Origin of the sequence: Dokdonia donghaensis DSW-1 (assembly GCF_001653755.1) — a bacterium.
GTDB classification, from domain to species: Bacteria; Bacteroidota; Bacteroidia; order Flavobacteriales; family Flavobacteriaceae; genus Dokdonia; species Dokdonia donghaensis.
On the sequence record NZ_CP015125.1, the window covers coordinates 2997966 to 3011198 of the forward strand.

Sequence of the window (13233 nt, forward strand, 5' to 3'; positions counted from 1 at the left end):
CTTTTTTTGCTTTCGCGAAAGCGGTCTTACCCTCCTAGGTTGTTGGATTAGTTCTTTTATATTAGTTATCTAAGCTTGGGATTTGCCAAAGGCGACCTCATTACTCTCTTCTATACGTTGTAATAATGTAGAAATAGGCATCTCTGTTTTTGTGACTGCTATTCTACCAGAGCGTGTAAATTGCATTATCCCAAAAGGTTTAAGCTCTCTATGTACAAGCTCAATCTCTGAGCGTCTTCCTGCTTTTTCAAGCACAAAGAAGTCCTTATTCACAGTCACGATACGCGCCTGACTTTCCTTTATGATATTCTGAATTTGTGGTTCTTCAAAAAGTAAGTTTGACTTAATTTTAAATAGCGCACTCTCTGTAAATATGGTTTCTTCATCTGTATGATAAAATGCCTTTATCACCTCAACTTGACGTTCTATCTGTCCCTGTATTTTTGCCATTTGCTCTTCTGTGACATTTACAACAATGATGAATTTAAACACATCATCTATCTCACTTTCTGAGGCAGAAAGGCTTTCTATATTAATCTTACGACGCTGAAATATTGCCGAAATACGGTTTAATAACCCAATATTATTTTCGGTATATATATTTACGGTAAATGTTTTTACTTCACTCATAGGTAACCTGTTTATGTATACTTTGTACTACTGTATATACTGGTTATTATTCTAGTCTTATATCTGATACAGATGCTCCTGTAGGTATCATAGGGAAAACATTATCTTCTTTCTCTACCATTACTTCTAAGAAGAAACTGTCCTTTGAGGCAATCATCTTCTCTACAGCTGGACCTAGTTCTTCTCTAGTACTTACCTTCTGGTTATCTATCTCGTAGGCATCTGCTATTTTACAAAAGTTAGGATTTTTCATTGTGGTGCTAGCATATCTTTTATCAAAAAATAGTTGTTGCCACTGGCGCACCATTCCTAAAAATTCGTTGTTAAGCACCACTATCTTAACCGGCACCTCTGCCTGAAAGATGACACCTAGCTCTTGTATAGTCATCTGGTAACCACCATCACCTATAATGGCTACAACTTCTCGCTCTGGTGCTCCCATTTTTGCACCTATGGCTGCTGGTAATGCAAATCCCATTGTACCTAGCCCTCCAGAAGTGATGTTACTTTTAGACTTTTTAAAGTCTGCATAACGTATACCTATCATCTGGTGCTGTCCTACATCTGTTACAATTATAGCGTCACCATTAGTTTGTTTATTGATAAGATTTACCACCTCACCCATTGTAAGACCCTCCTTAGTAGGTGAAATATCATTCTTTATGACCTTCTCATACTCGATAGCATAGAGATCTTTAAATTTTTGGTGCCAGGCTGTATGGCTTTTTTGCTCTATATGAGGTAAGATTTTTGCAAGCGTATCTTTTGAGTTACCTAGTACTGCGATGTCTGCCTTTACGTTTTTATTTACCTCTGCAGGGTCTATCTCAAAGTGTATGACCTTAGCTTGCTTTGCATAGGTCGCGAGATTACCCGTAACACGGTCATCAAAACGCATACCGATAGCAATAAGAACATCACAATCATTTGTCAAAACGTTAGGTGCATAATTACCGTGCATACCTACCATACCTACGTTAAGAGGATGCTCTGTAGGGATTGCAGAGACACCTAAAATAGTCCAAGCAGCTGGTATTCCAGATTTTTCTACAAAAGCTTTAAACTCTTCTTCGGCTTCACCTAGTATCACTCCTTGCCCCCATACTATCATAGGCTTTTTTGCATCGTTTATAGCTTGAGCAGCTTGAGCAATTTCTGTTTCATTTACTGTTGGTGTAGGTGTATAGCTGCGTATGTATTCACATTTCGCGTAAGCAAAATCAAACTCTGCAAACTGTGCATCTTTTGTAATATCAATGAGTACAGGTCCTGGTCTTCCAGATCTTGCAATATAAAATGCCTTTGCAAGTACCTCTGGTATCTCCTCTGCTCTTGTGATCTGATGATTCCACTTTGTGACTGGAGTAGAGATACCTATGATATCTGTCTCTTGAAAAGCATCGCTACCCAGTAAGTGAGAGCCTACTTGACCTGTGATACAAACCATAGGTGTACTGTCTATCTGAGCATCTGCAATACCCGTAATCAAGTTAGTCGCTCCAGGACCAGAAGTGGCAATGGCAACTCCTACTTTACCCGTGGCACGGGCAAATCCCTGTGCAGCGTGCGTCGCTCCTTGCTCGTGTCTGGTAAGGACGTGCTTTATTTTATCTTGATGCTTGTGTAGCTCATCATAAAAAGGCATTATAGCCCCACCAGGATACCCATAAATAAGGTCTGCTCCCTCTGCTACAAGGCAGTGTATCAATGCCTCACTACCGCTCATTGTGGTAGTTGTAGTGTCTGATGTGTTTTGTGTCTTCACGTCCATAGGTTGTACGCTTTAAATGTTATTTCTATTCTATCACGCTCGCTAGGCGCCTATTTACTATGCTTGTGTTGTACTAGAACTCGTCTGTCACGCATCCCTTACTCGCAGATGAGACCATACGAGCATATTTATAAAGTGACCCACGTTTTACTTTAAGCTCTGGAGCTACCCAGTTCTTTTTACGTGCTTCTAGTTCGCTCTCGCTTATCTCAACATTAATTGTGTTCGTCTCAGCGTTAATCACGATGGTATCTCCATTTTCTATAAGTGCAATACCACCTCCTACTTGTGCCTCTGGCGTAATGTGTCCCACTACAAAACCGTGTGTCCCTCCAGAAAAACGACCATCTGTAATAAGTGCCACATCTTTACCTAAGCCAGCACCCATAATAGCCGCTGTAGGTTTAAGCATTTCTGGCATACCAGGTCCTCCTTGTGGTCCTTCATAGCGTATAACGACTACATCACCCTTTTTTACCTCTCCGGCACCTATACCAGCATTTGCAGCATACTCACCGTTATAAACTCTTGCGCTTCCGCGAAAGTGTAATCCCTCTTTACCGGTAATTTTTGCCACAGATCCTTCACTTGCAATATTTCCATAAAGAATACGGATGTGTCCCGTCTCCTTAATAGGATTCTCAACCGAATGAATAACATCTTGATGTGCCTGAAGATGGTCTACAACTGCTAGATTCTCTGCAATAGTTTTACCAGTTACAGTCATACAGTCACCGTGCAACATACCCTGCTCTAGCATATATTTTAATACGCCAGGTACTCCTCCTACATTATGTAAATCTTCCATAAGGTATTTTCCTGATGGTTTAAGATCTGCTAGAAAAGGTGTGGTATCGCTTATTTTTTGGAAATCTTGTAGTGTAAATGACACTTGTGCAGCCTTTGCTATAGCAAGAAAGTGCAGCACAGCATTAGTAGATCCTCCCAGTACCGTTACAAGTCTCACCGCATTCTCTAGTGACTTGCGAGTAACAATGTCTGAAGGTTTTATATCTTTTTCTATTAGGTTTCTTAAAGCAGCTCCTACTCTAGCACACTCCGCAGTTTTATTTGGTGACACCGCAGGGTTAGAACTTGTATAAGGTAAGCTCATCCCTAGTGCCTCAATCGCGCTAGCCATCGTGTTTGCAGTATACATACCACCACACGCACCAGCACCTGGACAGGCTTTTTTTACCACCGTTTTAAACTCTTGCTCTGTAATACTACCAGCTACTTTTTCTCCCCAAGCTTCAAAAGCAGACACTACATCTAGCTTTTTATCTTCGTGACATCCTGGTGCTATAGTTCCTCCATAGACGAGTATAGATGGTCTATCTAGCCTAAGCTGTGCCATAAGAGCACCCGGCATATTTTTATCACAACCCACCACTGTAACCAGTGCATCATAAGACATAGCTTGTACTACAGTCTCCATTGAGTCTGCAATAATATCTCTACTAGGTAGTGAGTAGCGCATACCAGGAGTACCCATTGAGATACCGTCACTTACACCTATGGTATTATAAATAAGACCTACCAGATCAGAAGTTTGTACTCCCTTTTTAATATCTAGTGCAAGGTTATTTAAGTGCATATTACAAGGATTACCCTCATAACCTGTACTGGCAATACCTACTAGTGGCTTTTTAAAATCTTCATCTGTAAGGCCTATAGCGTGCAACATAGCCTGTGCAGCTGGCTGCGTAGGATCTTGAGTTACCGCTTTACTATATTTATTAAGTTCTTTCAATGGTTTGTGGTTTTGACTGGTTAAAATTATTACTCTCTTGCGGCACCTACAGACTCAGTATAAACTACACCCGACAACCAACGTGCACTTAAAACATTTAAAATGCTGTAAATCAGTTTTTTAAATCAATTTAAAATGGAATCCTACCCTAATTCTAGTCTTAGCATTTTTATCATAACGCTAATTATCATAGTATAAACTGTGAGATTTTAAATATTTCATAATTTGAGTTATACGATTGATCTTATTTATAACCCGCAATAAAAAATCCTAAAACTTTGTCAATGAAGAAGAGATGCCGTAAAAACAGCTTATTTTTATAGAAAACACACATATTTTGAAAATTCCATCCATTCTTGAAAATCAGCGTGCCTTCTTTGCGACGGGTCAAACTAAGGATATCGCATATAGGAAAGCTGCTTTAGTACGCTTTCGCGAAAGCATAAAAAATCACGAGCAAGATATCATAGATGCCCTGACAGCCGATTTTAAAAAACCAGCATTTGAAACAGTTGCTACAGAAATAAGTGTTGTCATTAAAGAAATAAACCTAGCCATAAAGGAAATCTGGAAATGGCAGATGCCAAAAAAAGTAAAGGCTTCTTTACTTAATTTTCCCTCTAGTGCCGCCGTACATTATGAGCCCTATGGTACTGCATTAATTATTGCCCCTTGGAACTATCCCTTTCAACTTGCCGTAGGGCCTATGATAGGCGCTATTGCTGCAGGAAATACAGTAGTATTAAAACCTAGCGAACTTACACCTAACACCGCAAATCTCTTAGAAATAATAATTACAGAAGTGTTTGACCTGGCTTATGTACACATTGTACAAGGTGATAAAGAGGTAGCTCAAGAACTTCTTAAACAACGCTGGGATTACATATTCTTTACTGGTAGTGTACCCGTAGGAAAAATAGTTTATAAAGCAGCCGCAGCATATCTTACACCAGTTACCCTAGAGCTAGGTGGTAAAAGTCCTTGTGTGGTAGATGAGACAGCTCTTATACAACAAACAGCCAGACGCATTGTATGGGGTAAATTTGTAAATGCAGGACAGACCTGTATTGCTCCAGATTATATACTTGTGCACTCCTCTGTTAAAGATGCATTACTCAAAGCTATAGCTATAGAAATTACTAAGGCTTATGGAGCTGACCCAAAGATTTCACAAGATTTTGCTCGCATAATCAATGAGAAAAATTTTGATAGACTCTCTGAGATGCTTGAGAATGCAACTATTTATAAAGGTGGACAAACTGATAAGAATGACCTCTATATTGCTCCTACCGTACTTACTGATGTATCTGTAGCAGATAAGGTAATGCAGGATGAAATCTTTGGCCCTATATTACCTGTGCTTACTTATGATAAAAATGAGGAAATTGCATCGGTTATCAACGCTATGGAAAAACCGCTGAGTGCGTATGTTTTTTCGCGAAAGCGTTCTTTTAAGAATTGGTTTAATAGCACTTTTTCTTATGGAGGTGGTGCTATGAATGATACACTTATTCATTTTATAAATGACAAGCTCGCCTTTGGTGGTGTGGGACACTCTGGTATAGGTAGCTATCACGGCGAGAAGAGTTTTTACACATTTAGTCACGCAAAGTCTGTGGTAAAAAGAGGCACCTGGCTCGATGTGCCAGTAAGATATGCTCCATATAAGGGTAAATTGAGCCTTCTTAAAAAATTTATGAACTGGCTGTAAAGCTATAAAAATGGGGCATTTACCCCTAGCGAAATGCTCCCCTTCCTGCTATCTTTACGTATGTTTAACTTCCCCCTTATAATCACAGTATTATGGGTAGACCGTCAAAAACAGAACGTTTAAAAAGTGCTAGACCTCTTATTATGCAATCAACACTGACCTTTTGCAAATTAAATTTACAAAAGCTTTATGCACGTAGTAGAAGATTACAACTCACGCACTGGAACGAAGATCAGGATTATGCAGATTATATTAATAATCTTTGGGCCACAATGCTCAAGCATAAAGCGCTGAAGGAGGAAGCTTTAAAACTAGAAGAAATGCTAGGTACAGGTGATGCTGTACAAATACTAAGCGATATCGTTATGGAACATCGTCAATCAAGTAACGGACAATAAAACAGTATCGCCTTGTTGTAGCTGTGCAAGAGTATCAATGCTAGGTTGTGCAATCTGAAGAATACGAGGATACCCTCCTGTAGTCTGGCAATCACGCATTAATACTATTAATTTACCCGAGAGAGTGAGCTGCACCGTTCCTGGAATTACAGGGCTCGTCATTATGCCCTCTAGTTTATTATATACTGGCTCTTGGAGCTGGATGGCCATTCTGTTCCAGAGTTTTGAAACGGTAAATAGCTGTTGTAAGAGTTGCTGCTGTTTGTAATCCAGTAATGTATACTCCGGCCCCTTATACGCTTTAATGGTGTGAACCCTACCCGCACTGGCATATGCATATTTATATTTTATATGCGCACCTTTTGAAATATCATACGTACTAATACCCAACGAGAATGTATCCCCATTTCTAATATGATTATTAGGAGTTATGGGTGTATACCAACTCTTACTGTTAAGAGTGATTGCAGATTCTATACCACCGCCAAAGGCTATATAGCACCTAGTTCCCTGGCTTATTTTTGAGGTAATAAGAGTTTGTGATGCACGTGCGAGAGTTGGTACACCTATTTTTACAGGCTGCCCATCGAGCGTAGCTTTAACGTGAGCACCTGTAATTACAAAATATGTGTCTTGATAATACTTTATAGTAGGCCCTACTAGCGTGCATTCTAGCATCGCTGCATCTTTAGTATTGTTAAGAAGTGCATTTGCCTGAAAAAAAGAGTGCCTATCCATAGCTCCACTTTCTGGCACCCCCATAGCAGCATAGCCAGTACGACCACCATCTTGCACAGTCGTAAAGAAACCTTTATTAATTATCTCTACTCTAGCGTTCATAAACTTTATACTCTTCTAGTGTAATTGCATAAAACTTTATGGAGTCTCCAGCTTTAAAAAGTGATTGCGGGTTTTTATTGATATCAAATAATTGAACCGGCGTACTTCCTATTACGTGCCACCCTCCTGGACTTCGTTGAGGGTAAATACCCGTTTGTGCACCACCTATAGCCACACTACCCGGTTGTATAAATTGTGATGGTGTAGCCTTTCTTTCTAAATGAAGTTTACTATCAAGCCCATCTAAATATGGGAATCCTGGTAAAAAGCCTATAAAATATACTGAATATACTGGTGATGTATGTAAGGCTACAACTTGGTCTACTTTAAGATTTACTTGTGATGCATATTCTTCAAGATCTGGAGCTACTTGACTATTGTAACACACCGGCACTTTATGTAATACTCCATTAATACCTATACTCTCTATAGATGACTCTAATATTTCTTCTACACTAGCTCTAACGGTGTCATATCGACCTTCTAAAGGTAGAAGAAACTTTACCAATATCTCATTATAGGTAAACACAACCTCAACCGCTGGTAAGGATTGTAGTTGTTCTTTTTTACATACAAGCCATTGTAATAAATCTTGTGAAGGTTTTTCTGCTACTTGTATTAACATAGCATACTCGCCTAGTCTTGATATGGTAAAGTTATACATCACTTATACGATTTGTATCCCTTCTGAGTGTAGTTGCGAGCGAAGTGCACGCACTATGTCTATGGCATTTTCTGTATCGCCGTGTACACATATTGTATCAACTTTAAAGGGTAATATGTGACCCTCTAGTGATATCAAATTATCTTTCATAATCATAGGTAAAACGTGAGCAACCACATCTTGCGCATTATTTAAGACCCCCTCTGCGTGTGTGCGTGACACAAGGGTATAATCTTGATGGTATGATCTGTCTGCAAAGCCTTCAATAATGGTGGTTAAATAGGGTTTTGCAAGTTTTGCAATTACAGATTTATAAGGCACATAAATTGCGAGATTTTCATCTACACTACGTATCGCTTCAATGATGAGCATTGCTACACCTTTGTCTATTGCTGCTTGATTATACAATGCCCCGTGCGGTTTTACGTGATGTAAATGCTGACCATTTTCTTCGGCAAGATGTTTGAGTTTTGAAATCTGATCAATTATAGATTCTTTAAGTACATTATCTGAGATTTCCATTATAGATCTACCAAAATTGTCCTTGTCTGGATAACTGGGATGTGCACCTATTTTTACATTATACGCTTTCGCGAAAGCGAGCACCTCTCTCATTACATCCTCATCACCAGCGTGACCACCGCAGGCTATATTACAAGAGCTTAATAAGGGCATTAAAAGAGCCTCATTACCTACTCCCTCTCCTACATCACTATTTATGTCTATCGTTTTCATAGTATACCAAAAACTTTGAGAATTGTGCGTGCTCCTAGCATAAAAACCACACACCAGATAATGACAGAAATAACATTCTGTACAATAGAATTTGTATCACGCCCCATCACAGAACGTTTATTTACTATCCAAATTAAATATGCAGCAATTACCGGTAATAAAACTCCATTTGCCACTTGGGCAAATTGTATAATCTCAACTGGGCTATAGCCTACAGACGAAAAGAAGACCCCCAGCACCAATATAGAGATCCATATTACTCTAAATCTGGTAGCCTTAAGATTAGACTCCCACCCCATACAACCTTGCACAACATATGCTGCGGCAAGAGGTGCTGTAATTGCAGAGGTTAACCCTGCTGCTCCTAATCCCAAACCTATAAAATATCTTGCATAATCGCCAAACAGGGGCTCTAAACTTCTTGCAAGATCACCAGCATTTCTTACCTCTCCTGCTTGTATAGCAGCTGCACAAACTATAATAGCCATACTCACCAGCCCTCCTAAAACTACTGCCACAATAGTATCTCTACGAGCAGCAGGTATTGCTTCTTTACCACTCCACTTTTCTGACACAAGAGAAGCGTGTAAAAATAAATTATAAGGCACTACAGTAGTACCTATTAAAGCAACAATAGTTAATAAACTCTCCTCTGGAAATGAAGGAGTAAAACTTCCTTTTAAAAGTGCTATTACATCTGGCTTAGTCATCACAGCTGTGATTAAAAAAGCCAAACTCATAATAATTACAAGCGTTACGAGTATTTTTTCTAACACCTTATAATTACCTATAAATAAAATGATAGCAGCAAGTATACCAAGTGAGATACTCCAAGCATTAAAGGTTAAGTTACCTATAGTAAACCCTCCTGAAAGTCCAAGAGCTTCAATACCTAAAACTCCACCACTAAGGTTTCCTGCTTCATAAGCAGCATTACCCAGTGTTATAGCAGATAACATAAGCCCTATGGCAAAAGCTTTAAATGTTTTATTTGAAATTGTTTCTCTTATTACTCCTGCTAGTCCTTTACCAGTTACAAGACCTATACGCGCAGCCATCTCCTGTAGTATGATGGTAGCAATAATTGAGAGAAGCATAGCCCATAAGAGTGTAAATCCATATGTTGCTCCAGTTATTGTACAAACCGTTACGGTACCAGGACCAATAAATGCTGCTGCAACAAGCACTCCTGGGCCTGATATTGTCTTTCTTTTAATTTTCATTATTTGCAGTATATATACTGCGTCAAGATAATGAACTATGGCAGTTTATTAATAAAATGCACTCTAAATATCGTACCCTCATCCTTTTTACTATCTACAGAAATCTGGTCACCCATATCTTCTATTTGATTCTTTGTCATAAAAAGTCCCAGACCTTGAGCGTCCTCATTGTGATGAAAAGTCTTGTACATCCCGAAGAGTTTGTCTCCATATTTCTCTAGATCTATACCTACTCCATTATCCATTACAGATAATGTAATATCACTTGCGGAGGTAATCTCTGCAGATATAAAGACTTTAGACTGTCTTTCTTTATCACTGTACTTTATAGCATTTGAGATCAAATTAAATAAGATACTCTCAAGATAAGCTGCATTATAATTAATCTGTATATCGTCTGGAATATCATTTATAATAACTACATCCTTCTCCTTAATTTGGGTTTTAAGATTATTTAATGCACCGTTTACATAATCATTTAAAAAAAGAAGTTTTGGAGTCTCTTCAAGATTCTTGTTAGAGGTTGCGATTTCATTAAGATTATTTATAGTACTACTAAGACCAGCCGAGACATCATTGAGATAGTTTGATAATTCTAACTTTTCTTCTTGTGTGTCAGCCATATCGATAAGCTGCAGTATATTTTTAAGATTTCCCGCGTGGGTTATAAGATTGTGAGACACAATGAGTGCAAAGTTTTTGAGCCTACTATTATGACTTTCTATAAGCTTATTTTTTTCTAAAATAAGTTGCTCCCTATGTTTTGACTCTGTAACATCGGTATGTGTACCTATAACTCGCATCGGGTTACCAGAATCATCCCACTTTACTACCTTACCTCTATCTTGTATCCATTTATAACTGCCACTGGTAGTAAATACTCGATGCTCATTAAAATAATAAGGAACCTCACCTTTAAAGTGATCTTCTATATCTTTATAATACATCTCCTTGTCATCAGGGTGAACTTGATTGTTCCAGGTATCTTCGTGAGGATCTATACTCTCACGAGCTTTTTCTAAAAGACTCAATGACTTGTCAGAATAAAATACAGTCCCTTTTTCAATATCCCAATCCCATAACCCTAAATCTGAACCTTTAATTGCAAACTCATAACGCTCCTTCATTATAGCATACTCCTCTTCTGTAGCCTTTACATCTGTGATATCAGATACGTGACCTATCCAGTTTGTGCTAAACTCAGAAGAACGCTCAGGTGTTGCAAGAATTTTTATCCAGCCACTTCTACCAGATTTGAGAGTGTATCTACACTCAAGTTTAAGTGGAGTTAATTCTTCAAAAGACTTTTTACCTTTTGAAACAAGTAATTTTTGATCTTCTGGATGTATACTTACATAGGCAGATCTACCATCTTTCAAAAGATCGTGAACATTTAAGTCGTAAAGCTCCATAGCGTTATGACTTACATAAGGAAAATTGAACTCCTTAGTAATGTGATTAAAATTTAAATCAAAAAAGAAACCTTCTAAATGATTCAAATATTTTTCTAAACTTTGCTGAGACTCATTAGAGGGTTTACCAAGATTTTGAGCGTTTGTATTATGAATCATAAGGTCCAGATTTTAGTTAAAATACTCTTAGCTATTGAATTGTATTATGATTTACATAAAATTATTCAAACACTTCATAATGTATAAAATTACTTTTTCTATCTACAAAACGCTATTTAATTTTACTTTATTATTCGTTAAAACTATCCTAACCAGCCATCTCTATCTAAACTTCTGTATTGTATTGCCTCAGAAATATGAGTACCCGTTACGACTTTTGAAGCTTCAAGATCTGCAATCGTTCTTGCTACTTTTAAAATACGATCATATGCTCGTGCAGAAAGATTTAATCGCTCCATAGCCGTTTTAAGTAAATCTTTAGATGCGTCATCTAGTGCACAATATTTACGTATTTGTTTCACATTCATCTGTGCGTTATAGTTTGTTTTCTCGCTTTCGCGAAAGCGGTCTACCTGCAACTCTCTCGCTGCCGTAACTCGTTTACGTATATCTGCACTAGACTCTGCCTTAGTCTCATCACTTAGTTTTTCAAAAGGAACTGGTGTCACTTCAATATGAATGTCAATACGGTCTAATAATGGTCCAGATATTTTACTCAAATATCGTTGCATCTCTGCAGGACTGCTCGTTACCGGTGCGTCTGGGTCATTAAAATAACCTCCTGGGCTAGGGTTCATACTTGCCACAAGCATAAAACTAGATGGATATGTAACCGTAAATCGTGCTCTTGATATCGTTACTTCTCGATCTTCTAGCGGCTGTCTCATCACTTCAAGAACAGACCTTTTAAACTCTGGCAATTCATCCAAAAATAAAACACCATTGTGAGATAACGATATCTCACCAGGCTGAGGGTAAGCTCCGCCCCCTACTAACGCTACATCAGATATAGTATGATGTGGACTTCTAAAAGGTCGCTCGCTCATTAAACCTTGATTATCTTTTACCCTACCTACTACCGAATGTATTTTTGTAGTTTCTAGCGCTTCTCGCAATGACATAGGTGGTAAAATACTGGGTAATCTCTTGCTCAACATTGTTTTACCAGATCCTGGAGGGCCTATAAGAATAATATTATGACCGCCGGCGGCAGCAATTTCCATACAACGTTTTATAGACTCCTGGCCTTTTACATCTGCAAAGTCAAATTCTGGATGTTCTAGACTTTTATAAAATTCGGCGCGGGTATCTATTACGGTTGCTTCAAGGGGTACATCTTTATCAAAAAATTGTATCACCTCGCTTATATTCTCTACTCCATAAACCTCAAGACCATCTACTATGGCTGCTTCTTTTGCATTCTGCGCTGGAAGTATAAATCCTTTAAAGCCCTCTTCACGGGCTTTTATTGCGATAGGTAATGCTCCTTTTATGGGTTGCAAGCCACCATCTAGAGATAGCTCTCCCATTATCACATACTTATCTACCTCGTCACCTTTTATTTGCTCTGTTGCGATGAGAATTCCTATTGCGAGTGATAGATCATATGCAGATCCCTCTTTGCGAAGGTCTGCCGGTGACATATTAAGAATAAGTTTTTTTCCTGGTATTTTATAGCCGTTATTTTGAAGTGCTGCGGCAATACGATAGCTACTTTCTTTTATAGCATTATCTGGAAGTCCTACTAGATGGTATCCTACACCTTTATCTACATTTACCTCAATAGTAATAGTTGTAGCATCCACACCAAAAACGGCGCTTCCATAAACTTTTGTGAGCATTAGCTTTATAATTTGCTTAAATATAGGAAAGTAGATTGAAAGCTTAAAACACTATCTCCTTATCGTGATTATAATATTAATCTGGGATACAGCTATTCTTTACGCTTAACTAGCAAATACTGCTTGCTTGCTGAAATATCTTTCTCATCTATATCCACAAGTTTCTTTACATTAAAGGCTGAGTAGTTCTAATGAAGTAATACGAGTAACGAAATTTCTTCGTTACATTATTAAAACTCAAATTGTAAAAGTATA

General features: G+C 38.3%; 11 protein-coding genes. 2 read left to right on the forward strand and 9 right to left on the reverse strand.

Going from position 1 to position 13233, the window contains the following annotated elements:
- Positions 1 to 69: 69 nt before the first annotated feature.
- From ilvN to ilvD, 3 genes are all read right to left on the reverse strand, one after another.
- On the reverse strand, positions 70 to 630 hold the full coding sequence (gene ilvN, locus I597_RS13135) for an acetolactate synthase small subunit (RefSeq protein WP_035325165.1): 561 nt from the start codon (positions 628 to 630) through the stop codon (positions 70 to 72).
- Between the two features lie 46 nt (positions 631 to 676).
- The gene (ilvB, locus tag I597_RS13140; RefSeq protein ID WP_035325166.1) at positions 677 to 2401 is read right to left on the reverse strand and encodes a biosynthetic-type acetolactate synthase large subunit; all 1725 of its coding nucleotides are present in this window, start codon (positions 2399 to 2401) and stop codon (positions 677 to 679) included.
- A gap of 73 nt (positions 2402 to 2474) precedes the next feature.
- Positions 2475 to 4154, reverse strand: coding sequence for a dihydroxy-acid dehydratase (gene ilvD, locus I597_RS13145; protein WP_035325168.1), 1680 nt, complete (start codon positions 4152 to 4154; stop codon positions 2475 to 2477).
- A gap of 337 nt (positions 4155 to 4491) precedes the next feature.
- On the opposite strand from ilvD, the gene I597_RS13150 reads away from it, so the two are divergent.
- Together I597_RS13150 and I597_RS13155 are read left to right on the forward strand one after the other, a co-directional pair.
- Positions 4492 to 5865: an aldehyde dehydrogenase gene (locus I597_RS13150; protein WP_035325169.1), complete on the forward strand. Its 1374-nt coding sequence runs from the start codon at positions 4492 to 4494 to the stop codon at positions 5863 to 5865.
- Between the two features lie 92 nt (positions 5866 to 5957).
- The gene (locus tag I597_RS13155) at positions 5958 to 6263 is read left to right on the forward strand and encodes a hypothetical protein (RefSeq protein ID WP_021778501.1); all 306 of its coding nucleotides are present in this window, start codon (positions 5958 to 5960) and stop codon (positions 6261 to 6263) included.
- On the opposite strand, the gene I597_RS13160 is transcribed toward I597_RS13155, so the two are convergent.
- From I597_RS13160 to I597_RS13185, 6 genes are all read right to left on the reverse strand, one after another.
- The gene (locus tag I597_RS13160) at positions 6246 to 7103 is read right to left on the reverse strand and encodes a 5-oxoprolinase subunit C family protein (RefSeq protein WP_035325171.1); all 858 of its coding nucleotides are present in this window, start codon (positions 7101 to 7103) and stop codon (positions 6246 to 6248) included. The two genes, I597_RS13155 and I597_RS13160, sit on opposite strands and share 18 nt — an antisense overlap.
- Complete coding sequence (pxpB, locus tag I597_RS13165; RefSeq protein ID WP_052111739.1) at positions 7093 to 7767, reverse strand: 5-oxoprolinase subunit PxpB; 675 nt, start codon at positions 7765 to 7767, stop codon at positions 7093 to 7095. Before pxpB ends, I597_RS13160 begins: the two co-directional genes overlap by 11 nt.
- A gap of 3 nt (positions 7768 to 7770) precedes the next feature.
- Entirely contained in the window at positions 7771 to 8502 is a 732-nt protein-coding gene (pxpA, locus tag I597_RS13170; protein ID WP_035325172.1) for a 5-oxoprolinase subunit PxpA, read from the reverse strand.
- Positions 8499 to 9725: an Nramp family divalent metal transporter gene (locus I597_RS13175; protein WP_035325173.1), complete on the reverse strand. Its 1227-nt coding sequence runs from the start codon at positions 9723 to 9725 to the stop codon at positions 8499 to 8501. The genes pxpA and I597_RS13175 overlap by 4 nt, the downstream gene beginning before the upstream one ends.
- A gap of 35 nt (positions 9726 to 9760) precedes the next feature.
- Positions 9761 to 11296: a PAS domain-containing protein gene (locus I597_RS13180; protein ID WP_052111742.1), complete on the reverse strand. Its 1536-nt coding sequence runs from the start codon at positions 11294 to 11296 to the stop codon at positions 9761 to 9763.
- A gap of 143 nt (positions 11297 to 11439) precedes the next feature.
- Positions 11440 to 12978 (reverse strand): YifB family Mg chelatase-like AAA ATPase, encoded by a 1539-nt coding sequence (locus I597_RS13185; RefSeq protein ID WP_035325174.1) that lies wholly within the window; start codon positions 12976 to 12978, stop codon positions 11440 to 11442.
- Between the last annotated feature and the right edge of the window lie 255 nt (positions 12979 to 13233).